Source organism: Pseudomonas sp. CFBP13508 (genome assembly GCF_005233515.1).
Taxonomy (GTDB): domain Bacteria; phylum Pseudomonadota; class Gammaproteobacteria; order Pseudomonadales; family Pseudomonadaceae; genus Aquipseudomonas; species Aquipseudomonas mercuritolerans.
In genome coordinates this window covers 99,716-119,210 of the sequence record NZ_QFZZ01000012.1, presented here as the reverse complement: position 1 = coordinate 119,210, position 19,495 = coordinate 99,716, and the positions used below count along the sequence as shown (strand labels likewise).

Sequence of the window (19,495 nt, the reverse complement as noted above, 5' to 3'; positions counted from 1 at the left end):
ACTTCGTTTACGGAGTGCTCAAGTCAGGACTGCCATATGACCCGAAACTTGCGCTTGCCCGGTGAGGCTCAAGACGGTATCTACATGGGACGGTGAAAGAGTTTGCCTATCGGTATCCAATAGTCGGGCTATTAGCCGACTAGCCAACTCGGGTCTAGCCTTACCAGTCCGAAGTCGGCACGAGCCGGCCGCAGACCTGATAGGGATCCGAACATGGCAAACGAATCGAAATGCCCGTTCAACCACGCCGCCGGCGGCGGTACGACGAACCGTGACTGGTGGCCGAATCAACTCAATCTGAAAATCCTCAGCCAGCATTCCCCCAAGTCCGATCCGCTGGGCCAGGACTTCGACTACGCCAAAGCCTTCAAAAGCCTCGACTTCCAGGCGCTGAAACAAGACATCAAAACACTGATGACTGATTCTCAGGACTGGTGGCCGGCCGACTTCGGCCATTACGGCCCTCTGTTCGTGCGCATGGCCTGGCACAGCGCCGGGACCTATCGCACCGCCGACGGCCGTGGCGGCGCCGGCTCCGGACAGCAACGCTTCGCCCCGCTCAACAGCTGGCCGGACAACGTCAGCCTCGACAAGGCCCGCCGCCTGCTGTGGCCGATCAAGCAGAAATACGGACGCAACATTTCCTGGGCCGACCTGATCGTGCTCACCGGCAACGTCGCGCTGGAGTCCATGGGCTTCAAGACCTTCGGTTTTTCCGGGGGCCGCGCCGATGTCTGGGAACCGGATGAAGACGTGTACTGGGGTTCGGAAACCGAGTGGCTGGGCGGCGATAACCGTTACGGCAAGAGCAATGGCCCGGTGCAAGAGCCCGGCGACGGCACGCTGGTGGCTGAGCCCGATCTGCATGGCCGTGAAGAAAGCCGCACCGATCAGGGCGAACGCAATCTGGAAAATCCCCTCGCCGCCGTGCAGATGGGTCTGATCTACGTCAACCCGGAAGGCCCGGAAGGCAACCCGGACCCGGTGGCCTCGGCCAAGGATATTCGCGAAACCTTCGGCCGCATGGCCATGAACGATGAAGAAACCGTGGCGCTGATCGCCGGCGGCCACGCGTTCGGCAAGACCCACGGCGCCGGCCCGGCCGACAATGTCGGCCCAGAGCCGGAAGCGGCCGGTCTGGAGCAACAGGGTCTGGGCTGGAAAAACGCCTTCGGCACCGGTAAAGGCGCCGACACCATCACCAGTGGTCTGGAAGTGACCTGGACCACCACACCAACGCAGTGGAGCAACAACTATCTGGAAAACCTGTTCGGCTTCGACTGGGAGCTGACCAAAAGCCCGGCGGGCGCCAATCAGTGGCAACCGAAAAACGGCGCGGGTGCAGGCACCGTTCCCCACGCTCACGATCCGAACAAGAAGCTCTCGCCGACCATGCTCACCTCCGACCTGGCGTTGCGCTTCGATCCTGCATACGAGCAGATTTCCCGGCGTTTCCTGGCCAATCCCGATCAGCTCGCCGACGCATTCGCCCGCGCCTGGTACAAGCTGATCCATCGCGACATGGGTCCGCTCTCTCGCTACCTCGGCCCGGAAATGCCGCAAGAGGAGCTGCTCTGGCAAGACCCGCTGCCCGACGTGACGCACCCGCTGATCGATGACAGCGACGCCACTGCGCTGAAAAACAAAGTGCTGGCTTCAGGGTTGTCAGTGTCGCAACTGGTTTCGACCGCGTGGGCTGCAGCATCGACCTTCCGCGGCTCGGACAAACGCGGCGGCGCCAATGGTGGGCGCTTGCGTCTGGCCCCGCAGAAGTTCTGGCAGGCCAACCAGCCCGAACAACTGGACAAAGTGCTGAGCACGCTGGAAAGCATTCAGAACGAGTTCAACGGTTCTGCTGCCAATGGCAAGAAGATCTCGTTGGCGGACCTGATCGTTCTGGCCGGTAATGCCGGGGTGGAAAAAGCCGCGCAGAACGCCGGGCATTCAGCGTCGGTGCCGTTTTCACCGGGCCGCGTCGATGCTTCGCAGGAGCAGACTGATGTCGAATCGTTCGGCTTCCTCGAACCGATCGCCGATGGTTTCCGCAATTACAGCAAAGGCAAATACACGGTTGCGGCAGAAACCCTGCTGATCGACAAGGCGCAGTTGCTGACGCTCACGGCACCGGAAATGACCGTGCTGCTGGGTGGTTTGCGGGTATTGAACACCAATGTTGGCCAGACGCGACATGGCGTGTTCACCGACAAAACCGAAACGCTGAGCAATGACTTTTTCACCCACCTGCTGGACATGGGAGTTGAGTGGACCCCAACGTCACGGGATGCCGATGAGTTTGAAGGCCGTGACCGCAAGACCGGGGCGCCAAAGTGGACGGCGACACGAGTGGATCTGGTGTTCGGCTCGAATGCGCAATTGCGCGCGTTGGCCGAGGTGTACGCCAGTTCCGACGCGAAGGTGCAGTTCGTCAACGATTTCGTCAAGGCCTGGACGAAGGTGATGAATCTGGATCGGTTTGATCTGCGTAAATAGCTGTTTGTTGTGCCAATAAAAATGCCGCTCGTTGAGCGGCATTTTTTGTTGATCGTTCCCACGCTCCTCGTTGGAATGCAGCAAGGGACGCAGAGCGTCGAGAGAGGCATTCCCACGCAGAGCATGGGAACGATCAACTCGACGGTTCCTACCGGATCGGGTTACGCCAGGCTTTTGCTCACCACTTCATACACATCACTGGACAGCGCCCCGGACGCCAGAATCCGCTCCAATTCAGCCTTCATCAACGCCTGGCGCGCGCTGTCGTATTTGCGCCAGCGGGTCAGCGGTGCCAATTGACGTGAGGCGATCTGTGGGTTGAAACCGTTCAGTTCGATCACCAGATCGGCAAGGAAGCGATAACCGGAACCGTCCGCCGCGTGGAAGTTGATCAGGTTCTGCCCGGCAAACGCGCCGATCAGTGCCCGCACCTTGTTCGGGTTCTTGATGTTGAACGCCGGGTGCTGCATCAACGCCTTAACGCGCGCCAAACCGCCCGGCAAGGTGCTACCGGCCTGCACGCTGAACCACTGATCCATGACCAGCGGATTGTCCTTGAAGTGCTCGGCGAAGCTGGCCAAAGCCAGGGCCTTCTGCTCTTCGAACGGCGAGTTGACCAGCACCGCCAGCGCGGTCAGGCGCTCGGTCATGTTGTCGGCAGCCTCGAATTGCTCCAGCGCCGCTGCCAACACTTCCGGCTTGCCGCTGAGCATCAGGTACGACAGGGCGATGTTCTGCAAGGCGCGACGGGCGAAGTGCTCGGCCTCAGCCACGTACGGAGTTTTCTTCGACAGATCGCGGTTGGCCTGATAACGCAGCCACAGCGCTTCGAACAAACCTTCGGCGAGTTGCTTGCGGGCAAATTCGCGCGCGACATGAATCGCCTCGACGTCAGCCACTTCGCTGATCTCGGTGAGATAGGCCTCACCCGGCAACGAAAGCATTTCGGCAACCATCGCCTGATCCAGCGACTCGTCGGACAGCACCGTACGCAGCGCCGACACCAGACGCGGATCGAGCTTCAGGCTCTCGCCTTTCTGATGTTGGCCGATCAACTCTTGAAGCACTTGCACCGAAAGTTGCTGACCGGCATCCCAGCGGTTGAAGCCGTCGCTGTCGTGCTGCATCAGGAACATCAGTTGATCGCGGTTGTACGGGAAGCTCAGTTTCACCGGTGCCGAGAAGCCGCGCAGCAGCGATGGCAGCGGCTGTTCGTTGATGTCGACGAAGGTGAAGGTCTGCTCGGCTTCGGTCACCGAGATCACCCGAGTGGTGCCTTGTGCCGAGGCTTCGCCAGCCAGACGCAGAGCGATTTCATTGCCCTGGCTGTCGAGCAGGCCGAGCTCGACCGGAATCACGAACGGCAGTTTTTCTACCTTGTCCGGGGTCGGCGGGCAGCTCTGGCGGAAGGTCAGGCTGTAGGTTTTCGCCGCAGCGTCGTAGGACTCGCTGACGGCCAGACGCGGTGTGCCGGCCTGGCTGTACCAGCGCTTGAACTGGCTGAGATCAACGCCATTGGCATCTTCCATGGCCTTGACGAAGTCGTCGCAGGTCACGGCCTGGCCGTCGTGGCGCTCGAAGTACAGATCGCTGCCCTTGCGGAAGCCTTCTGCGCCCAGCAAGGTGTGGATCATGCCGACCACTTCCGAACCCTTTTCGTACACGGTCAGAGTGTAGAAGTTGGAAATCTCGATGAAGCTGTCCGGGCGCACGGCGTGGGCCATGGGACCTGCATCTTCGGCGAACTGGTGGGTACGCAGGTACGCCACGTCCTGAATGCGCTTGACCGTCGCCGAGTTCATGTCCGAGGAGAAACCGGCATCGCGGAACACCGTGAAACCTTCCTTGAGCGACAGCTGGAACCAGTCGCGGCAGGTCACGCGGTTGCCCGACCAGTTGTGGAAGTATTCGTGGGCGACGATCGCCTCGACCCGCTGGTGCGCAGCGTCGGTGGCAGTTTCGGCGCGGGCCAGCACGGCGCTGGAGTTGAAGATATTGAGGCCCTTGTTCTCCATCGCGCCCATGTTGAAATCGTTGACGGCGACGATCATGAAGATGTCCAGATCGTACTCGCGACCGTAGACCTCTTCGTCCCAGCGCATGGATTTCTTCAGGCTGTTCATCGCGTGCTGGCACTTGTCGATGTTTTCCGGCTCGACATAAATGCGCAGCGCGACGTTGCGCTGGCTCATCGTGGTGAAGGTGTCTTCGACGCACCACAGATCACCGGCGACCAGCGCGAACAGGTACGCCGGTTTCTTGAACGGATCTTCCCAGGTCGCCCAGTGCCGGCCGTCTTCGCCGGGGCCGGAAGCGATCGGGTTACCGTTGGAGAGCAGCACCGGGTAGCTGTGCTGTTCGGCCACGACGGTGGTGGTGAACTTGCTCATCACGTCCGGGCGATCGAGGTAATAGGTGATCTTGCGAAAGCCTTCGGCTTCGCACTGGGTGCAGAACATCGTGCCGGACTTGTACAGGCCTTCCAGCGCGGTGTTGGTTTCCGGATGGATGCGCACGCTCGTGTCGAGGGTGAAGGTTTCACTGGTTGGCTGCAGGGTCAGGTGGCTGTCCGAGACTTGATAGTCAGCGGCGCTCAGCTCCTGGTCCGCCAGCGTCACCGACAGCAGCTCGAGTTGCTGGCCGTCGAGCACCAGCGGCGGCAGGCCGGCGCCACGTTCAGGATTACGGCGCATCACCAGTTGCGCGTGAACCAGGCTGTGGTCCTCGAACAACTCGAAGGTCAGGTGCGTTTCGTCGATCAGGTACTCGGGCGCCTGATAGTCCTTGAGGTAAATCATCTTCGGTTGTTCGGTGCGCATGCTGGAATCCTTATTGATGCACGGCGAGCTGGTACGCCGTGTATTTACGAATGTTGATCACGCCGGTGTCGAAGATCAGGTACTGACCCTTGATCCCCAGCAGCGTGCCTTCGGCAATCGGGTTCTTGTCCAGGTTGAAGCTGACGATTTTCGCCGGGTATTGCTCGACGGGATAGCGGATTTCCAGCGGTTCGACATCGGCAATCGTCTGAATCGCCTGTAGGCCGAATCGCTCCTGCAACCCTTGCAGGCCTTCGGCGCAGCTTTCGAACAACTGATCGCGCACCTGCGCCAGATCCACCGCCGCCGCATCACCTTTGAGCAGCGCGCGCCAGTTGGTCTTGTCCGCCACCTGGCTGCGGAACAGGTCCTCGACAAACCCCGATTGCTGGCGTGTCGATACACGCATGATCGGCAACGCCTGACTCGCACCCTGATCCAGCCAGCGGGTCGGCAACTGCGTGGCACGGGTGATGCCAACCTTGATCCCCGACGAGTTGGCCAGGTAGACCACATGATCAGTCATGCAGAACTGCTGGCCCCACACCGGATCACGGCAGGTGCCGGCGTCGAAGTGGCAACGCTCCGGACTCATGATGCACAGGTCGCACTGCGCCAGTTTGGTCATGCACGGGTAGCAATAACCCTGACTGAAACTGGTCTTGGTCTTGCGCCCGCAATGGGTGCAGTGGATCGCCCCCAGGAATTCCAGACGCAACGTGCTGCCGATCAACGGATTGACCGGCACCTCGACGTCATCCAGACGAAACGCGTACTGCACGTTCGACCCGTCCAGACGGGCCGACATTTTGCTGATTGCACCGCGGCCAATCTCGATCAATGGATGGCATCCGACTTGAACAGGATGTTCGGCACTTCGATCGACTTCGACGCACATTCTTGCGGTCCCATGTAACCGGTGCGCTGGTCTTCCGGCAGGTTCTGGATTTCCCAGGCAATCATCGCCTGCAACGACAGCTCGCGCTGTTCGGCGGTGAGTTTGTTACCGTCGGACCACTTGCCGATTTCCACGGCCAGTTTCAGGCTTTCGTAGATGTCCGGGGTGATGTTGCTGATCATGTCGTTGAAAGAGGACATCAGGGTCTCCGTGCTCTTTGCTGAACCAAAAATTTTAGACGGCCAGTTTACGGCGGTTATACAAACCGCCCAACAAACCGGTGAAGCATCCGATGAGTAACCCGCTCAGGTGCGCGGCGTTGGCGATCTGGCCGAAACCGATCAGCGAGATCAGCCCGGACATGCACACCACCAGCCACACCAGCATCATCACCAGCACGCCGCGCGGCAGGCGATAGGCCGGGTTCGGCGCCAGCAGCTGGAAAATCCAGCAATGCCCGAGCAGGCCGTAAAGCACGCCGGACAGCCCGCCAAACAGGCTCGGGCCGCTCCAGACAAACTGGGCGTAGTTGGACACCAGGCTGAACAGCAGCGTCAGACCGATCAGGTTGATGCTGCCCTGGCGCGACTCGATGCGCCGCCCCAGCTCCCAGTACCACATGCCGTTCATGGCCAGATGAAGGATGCCGAAGTGGATCAGCATCGGCGTGACCAGCCGCCACCACTGCCCTGCCGCCAGACTGTCGGCCAGTGGCGTGAAGTGGATGTACTCGCCGATCACGCGAAAATCGAGGAAGGTCAGCCAGCGCAGGGTCTCAAGGTTTTCGCCGAGGAAAGTCAGACCGCCAACGATCAGGCTCAACAGCAGAATCAATCCCGTGGCCCTGGCGTGTTTCAGCTGTTCGGCGAAACCTGTTCGTTTAAAGGTCTGGCCCACGGGAATGTCCAGTTGCTGATCCGGGTCGCCGGCCGGGAAGCGCTCGTACAGCGAACGCACGTCCTCGCTGATTTCCTCCGGCGCCCATAGCACCTGCTCGCCCGCCTCTTCACTGACACGATGGGGCACTTGCATGCGTTGCAACAGTTTGACGAAACCGCTCAAATCCACCGCCAACGGCAGGCGCAATACCGCTACCGCACTCATTGCAGGACCTCCGGCCGCTCGACATCGACCCAGACGAATTTTTGCGGATCCAGACGCGTTTCCTGGTCCAGACGATAGGCCACCAGTTTGCCGTAGAGCACGGCGCTGTAATCCAGGCACGCGAGGTTCGGGCGGATCGGCGCCGGTTTTCCGCTGCGCCAGTAGTGGCCGACGAACAGCAACGGCTCGTCGACGCCATAGCGCAGCAGGGAATTCTTTTCAGTTGAAGTCAGCGGCGTCTGCGCGACAGGCTCCGGCAATGCATCGGGCTGGAAGACGATATCGCCGTAGGTTTTGGGATCGTCTTCCCAGAACTTGGTGCGGAAGAACGAACGCACCAGACCGTCGCCGCTGGTCATGGTCAAGCCGCCCGGCAGGCGCATGTCGGTGCCGCGCAGCAAGCGGTCGAACACGGTACAGGCGAAGCTGCCGGGAACGGCCGAGGCCTGGAGGAAATGCTCATCGACGCAGCCATTGGGGAACAACGCCCGCAACGGCTCGATCAGACCGGCGTCCCAGCACGCATGGACGACGCGAAAGCGCCCGGCATCGACGAACAGCGGCAGCTCGTAGAACCACTGCTGGAAGTCATGCCAGTCGCCGGGATGGTCTTCAAATTGAGTCAGGGTTTCCTGCAACAGCCGCGCATGGCGCTTGGTGTGTTCGCGCACGAACTGCTTGCCGCTGCCCGGTGGCGCCGGGGTGACCCAGCCGAGCGCGTTGAATTCGTGGTTGCCCATGATGCACAGCGCCTGCCCCGCCTCGACCATGTCGTGGACGATGTGCAATGCCTCGCGAATACGCGGGCCACGGTCGATGATGTCGCCGACGAACACCGCCATGCGTGACGGATGCCGCCAGACCCCGCCCTGCTTGTGATAACCGAGACGGTCCAGCAAGTGTTCGAGGGTCATGGCGCATCCGTGCACGTCACCGATCAGGTCGTAACTGCGCGCGGGATCGAGCATCAGTCGCCTCCGCCCCCCAGCTTGCTGCCCCAGCCAAGCTTGGTGCGGCACACCTCGTAGTAATTGTGATCGAGCGGATGAATCAGGCGCAGCTTCTGCGCTTTCTTGCTCACGGTGATGGTGTCGCCCGGTGCGCAGGTGAAATGGTTCTGGCCGTCGCAGGACACCTGCGGGTAGATCTGCATATCTTTGGACACGACGATTTTCAGCTCACTGTTGCCATCGACCACGATCGGCCGTCCTGACAAGGTATGGGGGTACATCGGCACAATCACAATAGCGTCGAGCTTGGGATGCATGATCGGCCCGCCAGCAGACAACGCGTAGGCGGTGGAGCCGGTGGGCGTGGCGACGATCAGGCCGTCGGCCTTCTGGCTGCAGACGAACTGGCCGTCGATGTACAGCTCGAATTCGATCATCCGCGTCGATTTGCCCGGGTGCAGCACCACGTCGTTGAGCGCATCGCCCTGGCCGATGGCCTCGCCATGGCGACGCACTTCGGCTTGCAGCAGGAAGCGGTTTTCCACCAGATAGTGGCCGTCGAGCACTTCGGCGACCTTGATTTCCAGCTCGTCCGGGCGAATATCGGTGAGGAAGCCGAGGCTGCCACGGTTGATGCCGAGCACCGGAATATTGTGTTTGGCCAGCGCCCGCGCAGCGCCGAGCAGGCTGCCGTCACCGCCGACGACGATGACCATGTCGCAGACTTCGCCGAGCATCTTGCGCGACGAGGTTTGCAGGCCGTGGCCGGGCAGGACTTCAGCGATGGTGTCTTCGAGGATCACATGCAGGTGACGGTCGAGCAGAAAGCGTTTCAGTCGGCGGACGGTATCCAGCACCTGGGAACTGCCCAGGCGACCGATGATGCCGATATTACGAAATTGCTCCATGGGACCTCTGCGGACAATCGAAAACGCGAAAACCCGATTATGGGCGAAAGCGCCAGATAGACAAAATCCTTTCAGCCTCAAGGGTGCGCTCAGGTTTAAGGCTATGCTCGCAAGATGATCCTGTTTCCCGATTTGTTGCAGTTGCCCCATCAGTTACGCCATCCCGAAGTGCGGGACCTGGCGTGGGTGATCCTCGCGCCGCCGATGCTCGCCGCCACGCCATGGCCGCAGCGCCATCCGCTGGCCGGCAGCGACTGGGTGCACGACCCGCAGCGTCTCGAACACTGGCTGCGCCAGCTCGACCACGACAGTTACGGCCTGCTGCAATGGCTGTCCCAGGCGCGCACGCGGCGTCTGGGCCTGTATTACGAGCGTCTGTGGCAGTTCGCCGTCTCGCATGCGCCGGGCATCGAACTGATCGCCGCCAACCTGCCAATCCGCCGCGCCGGGCACACCCTCGGCGAACTGGACATGCTGCTGCGTGACCGCGACGGCGTGCATCATCTGGAACTGGCGATCAAGCTCTACCTTGGCCCGCAGGATGGCAATGGCCGCGATCCCGCGCAGTGGCTGGGGCCGGGTTGTCATGATCGGTTGGATCGTAAGCTGGCACATCTGGCCGAGCATCAATTGCCGATCTCGGCGCGCCCGGAAAGCCGCGAAGTGCTCGCGGCGCTGGATATCGAAACCTTCAGCGCGCAGTTGTGGCTGGGCGGTTATCTGTTGTACCCGTGGCCCGGGCAGGCGGACTCACCGCACGGCGCGCATCCGCAACATTTGCGTGGCAGCTGGCTGCATCAGAAGGACTGGCCGGCGTTTGTCGCGCGACGCCCGCCGGGCCGCTGGCAACCCCTGCCCCGTCACGCATGGCTGGCGCCGGCGCACTACCCGGCGGATCAGGTCTGGACGAATGAGCATCTGCGTTTGTGGCTGCAGGACCTGCCAGCGCTGGCCCCGGCGCAGCTGATGGTGCGCCTGACCGAGAACGCCCAGGGCGAATGGGAAGAGGCGGAGCGGCTGTTTCTGGTGGCGGATCTTTGGCCGAATGTGCCCGGCCAAACCTGAGATTGGTGGTGCCTGACCCAATTCGCGAGCAGGCTCGCTCCCACAGAGAATGCATTTCAAATGTGGAATGCGATCCCCTGTGGGAGCGAGCCTGCTCGCGAAAAGAGCAACTCGATCTATAGGGATAACCGCACGGCCAACGCCGCCAACGTCACCAGCAACACCGGCACCGTCAGCACAATCCCGACGCGGAAGTAATAGCCCCAGCCAATGTGAATGCCCTTGCGTTCCAGCACATGCAGCCATAATAACGTTGCCAGACTGCCGATCGGGGTGATTTTCGGCCCAAGGTCGCTGCCAATCACGTTGGCGTAGATCATCGCTTCTTTGATCACGCCGCTGGCCTGACTGGCATCGATCGACAGCAAGCCGATCAACACCGTCGGCAAGTTGTTCATGATCGACGACAGCAGCGCCGTCAGCACCCCAGTGCCCATCGCCGCGCCCCATACACCGTGCTCGGCGAACACGTCCAGCCATCCGGCGAGGTAACCAGTGAGCCCGGCGTTGCGCAGGCCGTACACCACCAGGTACATGCCCAGCGAGAAAATGACGATCTGCCACGGCGCTTCTTTCATAACCTTGCGCGTGGAGATCTTGTGGCCGCGCGCAGCGATACCCAGCAGCAGCGCGGCGCACACCGCCGAAATTGCGCTGATCGGAATGCCCAGCGGTTCCAGAGCGAAGCAGCCAATCAACAGGATCACCAGCACCGCCCAACCGGCGTAGAACGTCGCCTTGTCGTGGATCGCGGTGTGCGGGTTTTCCAGTTGTGCAGGATCGTACGCCGCCGGGATGTCGCGGCGAAAAAACCACAGCAACATGCCCAGCGTCGCCGCCACGCTGACGAAGTTGACCGGCACCATCACCGCGGCATAGCGGTTGAAGCCGATGTGGAAGAAGTCAGCCGAAACGATGTTGACCAGGTTCGATACCACCAGCGGCAGGCTTGCCGTGTCGGCAATGAACCCGGCGCCCATGACGAATGCCAGCGTCGCCGCCGGTGAAAAGCGCAACGCCAACAGCATCGAAATCACGATCGGCGTGAGAATCAGCGCCGCACCGTCATTGGCGAACAGCGCCGAGACCAGCGCGCCGAGCAGCACCATGAAGGCAAACAGTTTGCGCCCACTGCCCCGCCCCCAACGCGCCACGTGCAGCGCCGCCCAGTTGAAAAAGCCAGCCTCGTCGAGCAACAGGCTGATGATGATCAGCGCCACGAAGGTGCCGGTGGCGTTCCAGATGATCTGCCAGACCAGCGGGATATCCGTGAGGTGAACGACGCCAAAAATCAACGCCAGCACGGCGCCCAGCGTTGCACTCCAGCCGACGCCGAGACCTTTGGGTTGCCAGATGACGAGGGTAATGGTCAGCAGAAAAATCAGTGACGCAGCGAGCATTCGCAGAAGCCTTCAAATAGCGAAACGGGTGGAAATCGAACAAATGTGGGAGCGAGCCTGCTCGCGAAGGCGGTGTGCCAGACATGAAATTATCATCTGACACACAGCCTTCGCGAGCAGGCTCGCTCCCACAGTGAGTTTCGGTAAGTTTATTTCTTGTGTTGCTCGACGAACTGGCCGTAGGCATCGATGAATTTTTGCAGGAACGGTTTCACCGAGTCGCTCAATTTGCCCGCTTCGTCGAACGCATTACCGGCGCCGCCCAGGTAGGCTTCCGGCTGTTGCAGGCAATGGATATCGAGGAAAACAAAGGTCTGGCGCAGGTGCTGGTTGGCGCCGAAGCCACCGATGGCGCCTGGCGATACGCTGATAACCGCGCCGGGTTTGCCACTCCACGCGCTCTGGCCATAAGGGCGCGAACCGACGTCGATCGCGTTCTTCAGCGGTGCCGGGATCGAGCGGTTGTACTCGGGGGTAACAAACAGCACCGCGTCGGATGACGCCACTTTCTGACGGAAAGTGCTGTAGGCTGCCGGCGGAGAATCGCCGTCAATGTCTTCGTTGTACAGCGGCAGTTCACCGATCTCGACAATCTCCAGCTTGAGATTGGCCGGTGCCAGTTCGGCGAGGGCCAGTGCGACTTTGCGATTGATCGATGCTTTGCGCAGGCTACCGACCACTACAGCGACGTTGTAGACATTGCTCATGGAAGACTCTCGATGGTCCGTGGGAAGAGTCGCTAGTTATAGATGATCCAGTGGCGCTTTCACCAGTGGTCATTGGTTTTTCCTGCGCGGCGAATATTTTTTTCCTGTAGGAAAACTTACCGAGCTTGGTGACGGTCTACAAAGCCGCAAATCAAGCGTTTTATCTCCAGAGGTTCTAAGCAGATGGCAGCAGTACTCGTCGGTCAGTTTCATGCAAGAGATGCGGAAGGCCGCGTTTATTCCGTGCATGAATTCCAGGAATCGAACCCGTCTGCAGACGGATCCACTGGCTCGGAGCCCATTTACAGACTGGCCATTGGCGATCGGGTCAACAAGGTCAGTGACAGCGAGTTTCTCCTGGTTCAATCAGGCATTACCCTGATTCGCGAACCTGAGCCAACCGTCGCTCAATAACCCAGCGTTATGAGCAGAAGTCATGCGAGCGGACTTGGGGTAGGATTCAGCGTCTGACCCCACCTGCTGAACATGGACTTCACGCATGCGTTTACGCCACATCGAAGTGATTCAGGCGCTCTTGCAGACCGGTCACATGGGCACCGCCGCCGAATGGCTGCAACTGCCGGTGACCGAAGTCGAAGAGCGTTTGCGCGAAGCCGAAAGTCAGCTGGGGTTCATGCTGTTCGCCAGCGTTCGCGGGCGCCTGCAATCGACCCCTGAAGCGCGCGCCCTGCAGGTGGAAATCGCGCACATCTATGAAGCGCTGGAGCCGGTGCAGCGTCTGGCCGGCAGCCTCAAGCAGTACCTCGCCCCGCCCTTGCGCATCATCGGCACCCCGCCGCTGGCCCAGCAATTGCTGCCACAAAGCCTTGCGACCCTGCGTCGGCGCTTGCCGGACGCACCGTGCAGCCTGCTCAGCGCGCCGACTCGCGACATCGTTCGCAGCCTGTTACTGCGCGAAAGCGATCTGGGCCTGAGCCTGCACGATCCCGAACACCACGATATCCACTGCCAGCCGCTGGCCCAGGGCAAGCTGCAATTGATCGCTCCGCACGGCTGGCTGCAACCGAAACAGAAATACATTTCCCTCGCGGATCTGGCCGGTCAGGCCATGGTCGGTCTCGAAGGTCAGGATCCGCTGAGCCCGGCACTGGAAAACAAACTGCAGGCCTTGCGCCCGGCGCCAAGCATTCAGACCCGTGTGCAGACCCATCAGATGATGCGCAGCATGGTCGAGGCCGGCGAAGGTCTGGCGATCGTCGATCCCTTCACCGCGTTGGGCGCCCGCGCCGGTGGGCTTGACGTCTGCCCGCTCTCACCGGCAGTGCCGATCAGCCTCTATGCCCTGACCTTCAAGCATGCCACGCCGTCGGCGGCGATTCAGACACTGCTGACTATCGTCACGGAACAAGCCGAGGCGATGTTGTCGAGCTGAGTGGTTTTTCCAGCGGATTGTCGAACAGGCGATACCAGAACAAGGCAACTTCGGCGGTATGCGGATCGATGCCGCGATAGCGCAACTGGTCGATGCCGCCGATCACATAACCGCAGCGCTCATACAGCCGACAGGCGCCGAGGTTGTTGTTCTGGGTTTCGAGCATGATGCCCGGCAGCTTCTTCTTGCGACTCCAGAACTGCGCGACATCGAGCAACGCCTTGGCCACGCCGTGGCGACGGGCCGGGGCATGCACCGCCAGTTCATCGATGTGGGCAAAGCCGTTCCAGTTGGTGCTGATCACCAGGTGACCGACCGGCTCGTCGTCCAGGTACGCCATGAAAATCGCACTGTCGGGCGCGTTGTGAAAGGCGCTGAACTCTTCCGGATCGATGCCGTAGCACTTGCGGTACGGCACGATTGGCGTCACCGGCCACTGCTCGACCGGCTTGCCGATCACGGCAGCGCCATAGGCGGCCACCTCGAAACTGAAGTCGCTGCCCCAGATATACGGCGCAAAACCTTCATCGGCGACCCGCACCGACAACCCTGGGTATTTCGGATTCATGACCGGTTGCATACTGGGAAAAGTCCTCATTCCTTGACGCAGCCGACGGTGTCGACCTTGCTGTCGCGATGGATGATTGCCAGCGCAAATTTCAACTCTTTGTACATGAGGCTCAGTGTCCTGAGGCGGCAGATTTGCACCTGACCAGTGCACTCAGGGTAGAGGGTTGCAGCGAATGTGGCGAGGGTGGCAACTTGGCTCCATGTCGCCAAACGCAAAAAATCGCTGCCTTCCTGGTCCCCACTATGGAATGCAATCCCGGTAAGAGCTGCCGAAGGCTGCGATCTTTTGATCTTCGGTTTTTTCAGGCCTGCGCATCAGCCTCGGCAATCTGCGTCCACAACGCCGGCGCTCCCGCCGATTTGGCGATGATTTCCAGCCGCACCAGATGCGCCGCCAGTTCTTCTTCAGTCGCCCGGATGATGCGTGCTGGCTGACGATCGACCGGCAGGCGGCGGATTTCGGTAGCCGAGTTGTCGGCACCCTCGCCCGTGCCATTGCCATCGGAGGCGTTGCCGGCCAGCGACAGGCTGGTCTGGCCGCCGGTCATCGTCAGATAGACGTCGGCGAGAATTTCCGAGTCGAGCAAGGCGCCGTGCAGTTCACGGCCGGAGTTGTCGACGCCGTAACGCTTGCACAACGCATCAAGGCTGTTGCGCTGCCCCGGGTGACGTTCCCGGGCCATCATCAGGGTGTCGAGGATGGTGCAATGCTGGGTGATGTCAGCGCGATCGTGCTGGCCCATCAAGGCGAATTCGTTGTTGATGAAGCCAACGTCGAACGCCGCGTTGTGGATGATCAGCTGCGCGCCCTGGATGAACTCGAAGAACTCGTCGGCGACTTCGGCAAAGCGCGGCTTGCCGACGAGGAATTCGTTGGTGATGCCGTGCACACCGATCGCACCCTCGTCGCTCTCGCGATCCGGTTGCAGGTAAACGTGGAAATGCCGGCCCGTCAGGCGCCGACCGATCAGTTCGACGCAACCGATTTCAATGATCCGGTGACCATCGGTCACCGGCATGCCGGTGGTTTCGGTATCGAGTACAACGGATCTGGTGGCCATCAGTGCTCAGCTCTCAACGGGTCAATCGGGCAAAGGCGCGGATGTTAACACGCTCGGCGGGGTGTTTCAGTCAGACCGTGGCGGGTCCTTCGCGAGCAGGCTCGCTCCCACACTGAGTGCATTCCAATTCAAGGCCTGGAATACATTTCCCTGTGGGAGCGAGCCTGCTCGCGAACGGCGACGCCACGGTTAGAAGCGAAATCAGCTCTGCTTGTAACCACGCACTTCGTCAACGCCGCGATTGGCCAGTTGGTCCGCCCGCTCGTTACCATGATGGCCAATGTGCCCGCGCACCCATTTCCAGGTGACTTTGTGGCGATTGACCTGCTCGTCCAGCTCTTTCCACAGATCGGCGTTTTTTACCGGTTCTTTCGCAGCGGTTTTCCAGCCGCGCTTCTTCCAGTTGGCCATCCACTCGTTGATGCCTTTCATCACGTATTGCGAGTCGGTGACCAGCAGCACTTCGCAGGGGCGCTTGAGCGCTTCGAGGCCACGAATCGCGCCGAGCAGCTCCATGCGGTTGTTGGTGGTGTTGGCCTCGCCGCCCCACAGTTCCTTTTCGACGCCCTTGCACACCAGCAGCGCGCCCCAGCCGCCGGGGCCGGGGTTGCCCTTGCAGGCACCGTCGGTGAACAGTTCTACGGTGTCGACGCTTTCCACGCTTTCGCTCATGCCGGTCTTTCCAGAAAAATGCCTGTCCTGCCAATCACGGATCGACAATGACCGCGGCCGGGACAAGCCCGGCCACAAATAAAAGAAGATTTACGGTTCGATGCGGCGGCGGTTGACCTTGGCCATCGGCAGCGGAATCAGCTTGCCCATCGGCTCGCGGCGTTCCTGGCGCAACGGCCTGAGCCCCACCACGATCTTGCGCGCCACCAGCAGATAGAAGCCACCGCCGGACAGCTGCCAGTCACCGGCCTTGCGTTCCCAGCCGGCCAGACGGTTCTGCCACTTGGGCGACGCGAGCGGCGGACGATAGCACCCGAAGCGGCGTTTCTCCAGCGCGAAGCCGAGCAGATTGAGCCAGTCGGCGACCCGCGACGGGGAGATGCAGCGCGCCTTGCGCAGGGCGTCATTGGCGAAGAAATGCCGCAGGCCCCAAGTGCTCCAGGGATTGATGCCGATGATCAGCAGATGCCCGCCGGGACGCACGCTGCTCGCCGCTTCACGCAGTAAACCGTGGGGCGACAGGCAGAAATCCAGGCCATGCTGCATCACCACGACGTCGGCGGCGTGCTCGCTCAACGGCCAGGCCTGCTCTTCGCAAACGATCTCGACCCCGGGCAACGGCGCGCCGAGACGCACATTGCGCTGCACTTGCGGCGCGGCCGGCGGGGTTTCGGCGGACGGGCCGTAATGCACCAGATAACCGCCGAAGAAGCGACCGAGCTCGTCGTCGAGCATGCGCCGCTCTTCATCCAGCAGAAATTGCCCGAGCGGCCCCGACAGCCATTCGCGGGCGGCGCTGATCAATGCCAGCCAGTCGGGATCGGCCTGAGCGAACGCTTTATCGGTCATGTCATTCTCCAACGCGCCAGGAACTACTAAGATGCGCCAATGTTTTCCGCTTGGCGAATTCCAACGATGATACAGATCAGTGCCCTGCCCGCGTTCACCGACAACTACATCTGGTTGTTACAGGATCACCAAACCCAGCGCTGTGCGGTGGTCGATCCGGGCGACGCCGCCCCGGTGCAGACGTGGCTCGATGCGCATCCGGGCTGGGTGCTCAGCGATATTCTGATCACTCACCATCACCATGACCACGTCGGCGGCGTTGAGCGCCTGAAAGCGGCGACCGGCGCTAAAGTCTACGGTCCGGCCAGCGAAAGCATTCCGGCGCGTGACATAGCCCTCAAGGACAACGACAGCGTCAGCGTGCTCGGCTGGGACTTCGACGTTTATGCGGTGCCCGGTCATACCCTGGGGCACATCGCCTATTACCACCATGGCCTGCTGTTCTGCGGCGACACCCTGTTCGCCGCCGGTTGCGGCCGGCTGTTCGAAGGCACACCCGAGCAGATGTACCACTCGCTCAGCCGTCTCGCGGCCCTGCCGGAAGATACGCTGGTTTACTGCACCCATGAATACACCTTGAGCAATCTGAAATTTGCCGCCGCCGTCGAGCCGGGCAATCCGGAAGTCGCCGCCCGTCTGGAAAAGGTCACGCAGCAACGGCAGAACGGTGTGATGACATTGCCGTCGACTTTGGCCCTGGAAAAGCTTACCAATCCGTTTTTACGCACTTCTGAAACATTGGTTACACAAAAAGTGGACGAACGGGAAGGCGCTCAAAACCGGGAGCCGAGCGAGGTATTTGCGGCTCTGCGAGCATGGAAAGACAAGTTCTGACAAGCGCGCCGGCCGGGACAAAAATTCTCAATGGTTGACCGCAGGGGGTGCGCTTTCTAGAATCGCCCGACATTTTTGCCCGGAACTTACTTCCAGCCAATGTCGTCATCCATACGTAAGTCCGTCAATTCAGATGCTTTGACCCGCCTGGCGCAAGCCATCGCGGTGGCTGTGTCCGCCACGCTGGCGGGTTGCTCCAGCCACGCTCCGCAGACTGAAGCGACGCACACGCCGAACATTGCTGCGCGAGCCAAGCAGAAGCCGATCTGGCTGACCGAGAAGCCCACTCCCGTGGCGCCCCAGGACATTTGGGAACGCATGCGCCAGGGCTTCCAGTTGCAGGAAGGCCTTGGCGTCAATCCGCGCATCGAGCAACAGCGCCTGTGGTTCGCCAGTAATCCCTCTTTTCTCGAGAATGCCGGCGAACGCGGCAGCCTCTACATTCATTACATTGTCGAACGCCTCGAAGAGCGCAACATGCCGCTGGAACTGGCCCTGCTGCCGGTGATCGAGAGCGCTTACAACCCGATGGCCTATTCCCGCGCCGATGCGGTGGGCCTGTGGCAATTCATTCCGTCCACCGGGCGCTACTTCAACCTGCGCCAGACGCGTTTCTACGATGGTCGCCGCGACATCACCGCTTCGACTACGGCGGCGATGGATTACCTGACTCGCCTGCACGACATGTTCAACGGCGACTGGCTGCTGGCTCTGGCGGCCTACAACGCCGGTGAAGGCACCGTCAGCCGCGCGATCGAACGCAACGAAAAGCTTGGCCTGCCCACCGACTACTGGAACCTGCCGCTGCCGGCGGAAACCCAGGCCTATGTGCCGAAGTTGCTGGCGCTGTCGCAAGTGGTGCTGGCGCCGGAAGCCTACGGCGTCAACCTCAACCCGATCGCCAACGAGCCGTACTTCCAGGTCGTCGAAATCAACCAGCGCATGGACCTGTCCAAGGTCGCTGCAGTGGCCAACATCGACGAAGACGAACTGTTCCAGCTCAACCCCGCGTTCAAACAGCGCACCACCATCGACGGCCCGCAGCATCTGCTGGTGCCGACATCCAAGGCGCAACTGCTGACCGCCAGTCTGCAGACCATGCGCCCGGACGAACTGATCAGCCCGCGCTCGCTGAAACCGGTGTTCGAAGGCGCCGATCCGTCGGAAGTCGCGCAGCTCAAGCGCGCTTATCGGGTCAAGCGTGGCGACAACCTCGGTTCCATCGCCAAGGCCAACAAGGTCGAAGTCAAGGATCTGCAGCGCTGGAACAAGCTGACCGGCAAGAACCTCAAGGTCGGCCAGACCCTGGTCATGCAGGACAACACCAAGCGTGCCCCGGCGCGCAAGTCCGGCCGGGTCAACACCGTGGTTGCGGCCAACAGCAAGAGCAAAGGCAAGGACGAGAGCAAGCAGCAGACCCAGTACAAGGTCAAGCGCGGCGACACCCTGTATGTAGTGGCCAAGCGCTTCAATGTCGAGATGCAACATCTCAAGCGCTGGAATCCGGGTGCGGGCAAGGCGTTGAAGCCGGGGCAAATGCTCACGGTTTATCAGCCGCACTGACAGAAGAGCCCCTGAATTCAGGGGCTTTTTTTGGATGAAGTTTTTGGTGTGCTTTAGATCCATCCCCCTCACCCCAGCCCTCTCCCCCAGGGGGGAGAGGGGAAAGGGAGCCGATCGGGGGCTTTTCAGAAACCGAGTTCGACTCGGTATCGCACCTCGGTGCAATTCGCCCAGACACCACCATCAGTCCCCTCTCCCTCCGGGAGAGGGTT

The 19,495-nt window shown here is 61.0% G+C and carries 18 protein-coding genes; 6 read left to right on the top strand and 12 right to left on the bottom strand.

Features of this window, described 5'->3' with window-relative positions; genetic code table 11:
• Positions 1-213: 213 nt before the first annotated feature.
• Positions 214-2,490 carry a catalase/peroxidase HPI gene (gene katG / locus PspCFBP13508_RS25715; RefSeq protein ID WP_137216137.1) on the top strand — a complete coding sequence of 759 codons (2,277 nt, stop codon included), beginning with the start codon at positions 214-216 and terminating at the stop codon, positions 2,488-2,490.
• A 161-nt stretch (positions 2,491-2,651) separates the two neighbouring features.
• On the opposite strand, the gene pepN is transcribed toward katG, so the two are convergent.
• Genes pepN through PspCFBP13508_RS25685 form a run of 6 tightly spaced genes read right to left on the bottom strand, consistent with a single transcriptional unit; the run spans position 2,652 to position 9,169 of the window.
• Positions 2,652-5,309 carry an aminopeptidase N gene (gene pepN, locus PspCFBP13508_RS25710; protein WP_095179582.1) on the bottom strand — a complete coding sequence of 886 codons (2,658 nt, stop codon included), beginning with the start codon at positions 5,307-5,309 and terminating at the stop codon, positions 2,652-2,654.
• A 10-nt stretch (positions 5,310-5,319) separates the two neighbouring features.
• On the bottom strand, positions 5,320-6,150 hold the full coding sequence (locus PspCFBP13508_RS25705; RefSeq protein WP_016774216.1) for a DUF2797 domain-containing protein: 831 nt from the start codon (positions 6,148-6,150) through the stop codon (positions 5,320-5,322).
• On the bottom strand, positions 6,147-6,407 hold the full coding sequence (locus tag PspCFBP13508_RS25700; RefSeq protein ID WP_042609561.1) for a DUF1315 family protein: 261 nt from the start codon (positions 6,405-6,407) through the stop codon (positions 6,147-6,149). The genes PspCFBP13508_RS25705 and PspCFBP13508_RS25700 overlap by 4 nt, the downstream gene beginning before the upstream one ends.
• Before the next feature lie 34 nt (positions 6,408-6,441).
• On the bottom strand, positions 6,442-7,311 hold the full coding sequence (locus PspCFBP13508_RS25695) for a rhomboid family intramembrane serine protease (protein ID WP_137216136.1): 870 nt from the start codon (positions 7,309-7,311) through the stop codon (positions 6,442-6,444).
• Entirely contained in the window at positions 7,308-8,279 is a 972-nt protein-coding gene (locus PspCFBP13508_RS25690; protein ID WP_024012499.1) for a metallophosphoesterase, read from the bottom strand. Before PspCFBP13508_RS25690 ends, PspCFBP13508_RS25695 begins: the two co-directional genes overlap by 4 nt.
• The gene (locus PspCFBP13508_RS25685) at positions 8,279-9,169 is read right to left on the bottom strand and encodes an NAD(+) kinase (protein WP_016774212.1); all 891 of its coding nucleotides are present in this window, start codon (positions 9,167-9,169) and stop codon (positions 8,279-8,281) included. The genes PspCFBP13508_RS25690 and PspCFBP13508_RS25685 overlap by 1 nt, the downstream gene beginning before the upstream one ends.
• 114 nt (positions 9,170-9,283) lie before the next feature.
• On the opposite strand from PspCFBP13508_RS25685, the gene PspCFBP13508_RS25680 reads away from it, so the two are divergent.
• Complete coding sequence (locus PspCFBP13508_RS25680; RefSeq protein ID WP_137216135.1) at positions 9,284-10,234, top strand: DUF1853 family protein; 951 nt, start codon at positions 9,284-9,286, stop codon at positions 10,232-10,234.
• Positions 10,235-10,350: 116 nt separating this feature from the next.
• On the opposite strand, the gene PspCFBP13508_RS25675 is transcribed toward PspCFBP13508_RS25680, so the two are convergent.
• Positions 10,351-11,634, bottom strand: a complete 1,284-nt coding sequence (locus PspCFBP13508_RS25675; RefSeq protein ID WP_076567551.1) for an arsenic transporter — start codon at positions 11,632-11,634, stop codon at positions 10,351-10,353.
• Between the two features lie 149 nt (positions 11,635-11,783).
• Positions 11,784-12,341, bottom strand: coding sequence for an NADPH-dependent FMN reductase (locus PspCFBP13508_RS25670; RefSeq protein WP_039763234.1), 558 nt, complete (start codon positions 12,339-12,341; stop codon positions 11,784-11,786).
• 183 nt (positions 12,342-12,524) lie between these two features.
• Here PspCFBP13508_RS25670 and PspCFBP13508_RS25665 point away from each other — a divergent pair, with 183 nt between their 5' ends.
• Positions 12,525-12,755 carry a hypothetical protein gene (locus PspCFBP13508_RS25665; RefSeq protein WP_016774209.1) on the top strand — a complete coding sequence of 77 codons (231 nt, stop codon included), beginning with the start codon at positions 12,525-12,527 and terminating at the stop codon, positions 12,753-12,755.
• Between the two features lie 85 nt (positions 12,756-12,840).
• Positions 12,841-13,734 (top strand): LysR family transcriptional regulator, encoded by an 894-nt coding sequence (locus PspCFBP13508_RS25660; protein ID WP_137216134.1) that lies wholly within the window; start codon positions 12,841-12,843, stop codon positions 13,732-13,734.
• Here the strand turns inward: PspCFBP13508_RS25660 and PspCFBP13508_RS25655 are convergent.
• The 4 genes from PspCFBP13508_RS25655 to PspCFBP13508_RS25640 all read right to left on the bottom strand — a co-directional run bounded on the left by PspCFBP13508_RS25655 (position 13,700) and on the right by PspCFBP13508_RS25640 (position 16,886).
• Positions 13,700-14,314: a GNAT family N-acetyltransferase gene (locus PspCFBP13508_RS25655; RefSeq protein ID WP_016774208.1), complete on the bottom strand. Its 615-nt coding sequence runs from the start codon at positions 14,312-14,314 to the stop codon at positions 13,700-13,702. The two genes, PspCFBP13508_RS25660 and PspCFBP13508_RS25655, sit on opposite strands and share 35 nt — an antisense overlap.
• Positions 14,315-14,606: 292 nt before the next feature.
• A complete protein-coding gene (gene dnaQ / locus PspCFBP13508_RS25650) occupies positions 14,607-15,365 on the bottom strand; it encodes a DNA polymerase III subunit epsilon (RefSeq protein ID WP_024012494.1) in 759 nt (252 codons plus the stop codon).
• 201 nt (positions 15,366-15,566) lie between these two features.
• Positions 15,567-16,037: a ribonuclease HI gene (gene rnhA / locus PspCFBP13508_RS25645; protein ID WP_007910572.1), complete on the bottom strand. Its 471-nt coding sequence runs from the start codon at positions 16,035-16,037 to the stop codon at positions 15,567-15,569.
• Positions 16,038-16,127: 90 nt separating this feature from the next.
• Positions 16,128-16,886: a methyltransferase domain-containing protein gene (locus tag PspCFBP13508_RS25640; RefSeq protein ID WP_041480625.1), complete on the bottom strand. Its 759-nt coding sequence runs from the start codon at positions 16,884-16,886 to the stop codon at positions 16,128-16,130.
• A 66-nt stretch (positions 16,887-16,952) separates the two neighbouring features.
• On the opposite strand from PspCFBP13508_RS25640, the gene gloB reads away from it, so the two are divergent.
• Both gloB and PspCFBP13508_RS25630 read left to right on the top strand, forming a co-directional pair.
• A complete protein-coding gene (gene gloB, locus PspCFBP13508_RS25635) occupies positions 16,953-17,720 on the top strand; it encodes a hydroxyacylglutathione hydrolase (RefSeq protein ID WP_137216133.1) in 768 nt (255 codons plus the stop codon).
• Between the two features lie 99 nt (positions 17,721-17,819).
• Positions 17,820-19,283, top strand: a complete 1,464-nt coding sequence (locus PspCFBP13508_RS25630) for a transglycosylase SLT domain-containing protein (RefSeq protein WP_130909528.1) — start codon at positions 17,820-17,822, stop codon at positions 19,281-19,283.
• The last annotated feature ends 212 nt before the right edge of the window (positions 19,284-19,495 follow it).

Excerpts from the sequence above, each read along its gene's own strand:
- katG (WP_137216137.1), top strand. The coding sequence starts at position 214 with ATGGCAAACGAATCGAAATGCCCGTTCAACCACGCCGCCGGCGGCGGT.
- pepN (WP_095179582.1), bottom strand. The coding sequence starts at position 5,309 with ATGCGCACCGAACAACCGAAGATGATTTACCTCAAGGACTATCAGGCG.
- PspCFBP13508_RS25700 (WP_042609561.1), bottom strand. The coding sequence starts at position 6,407 with ATGTCCTCTTTCAACGACATGATCAGCAACATCACCCCGGACATCTAC.
- PspCFBP13508_RS25695 (WP_137216136.1), bottom strand. The coding sequence starts at position 7,311 with ATGAGTGCGGTAGCGGTATTGCGCCTGCCGTTGGCGGTGGATTTGAGC.
- PspCFBP13508_RS25690 (WP_024012499.1), bottom strand. The coding sequence starts at position 8,279 with ATGCTCGATCCCGCGCGCAGTTACGACCTGATCGGTGACGTGCACGGA.
- PspCFBP13508_RS25685 (WP_016774212.1), bottom strand. The coding sequence starts at position 9,169 with ATGGAGCAATTTCGTAATATCGGCATCATCGGTCGCCTGGGCAGTTCC.
- PspCFBP13508_RS25680 (WP_137216135.1), top strand. The coding sequence starts at position 9,284 with ATGATCCTGTTTCCCGATTTGTTGCAGTTGCCCCATCAGTTACGCCAT.
- PspCFBP13508_RS25675 (WP_076567551.1), bottom strand. The coding sequence starts at position 11,634 with ATGCTCGCTGCGTCACTGATTTTTCTGCTGACCATTACCCTCGTCATC.
- PspCFBP13508_RS25670 (WP_039763234.1), bottom strand. The coding sequence starts at position 12,341 with ATGAGCAATGTCTACAACGTCGCTGTAGTGGTCGGTAGCCTGCGCAAA.
- PspCFBP13508_RS25665 (WP_016774209.1), top strand. The coding sequence starts at position 12,525 with ATGGCAGCAGTACTCGTCGGTCAGTTTCATGCAAGAGATGCGGAAGGC.
- PspCFBP13508_RS25660 (WP_137216134.1), top strand. The coding sequence starts at position 12,841 with ATGCGTTTACGCCACATCGAAGTGATTCAGGCGCTCTTGCAGACCGGT.
- PspCFBP13508_RS25655 (WP_016774208.1), bottom strand. The coding sequence starts at position 14,314 with ATGCAACCGGTCATGAATCCGAAATACCCAGGGTTGTCGGTGCGGGTC.
- dnaQ (WP_024012494.1), bottom strand. The coding sequence starts at position 15,365 with ATGGCCACCAGATCCGTTGTACTCGATACCGAAACCACCGGCATGCCG.
- rnhA (WP_007910572.1), bottom strand. The coding sequence starts at position 16,037 with ATGAGCGAAAGCGTGGAAAGCGTCGACACCGTAGAACTGTTCACCGAC.
- PspCFBP13508_RS25640 (WP_041480625.1), bottom strand. The coding sequence starts at position 16,886 with ATGACCGATAAAGCGTTCGCTCAGGCCGATCCCGACTGGCTGGCATTG.
- gloB (WP_137216133.1), top strand. The coding sequence starts at position 16,953 with ATGATACAGATCAGTGCCCTGCCCGCGTTCACCGACAACTACATCTGG.
- PspCFBP13508_RS25630 (WP_130909528.1), top strand. The coding sequence starts at position 17,820 with ATGTCGTCATCCATACGTAAGTCCGTCAATTCAGATGCTTTGACCCGC.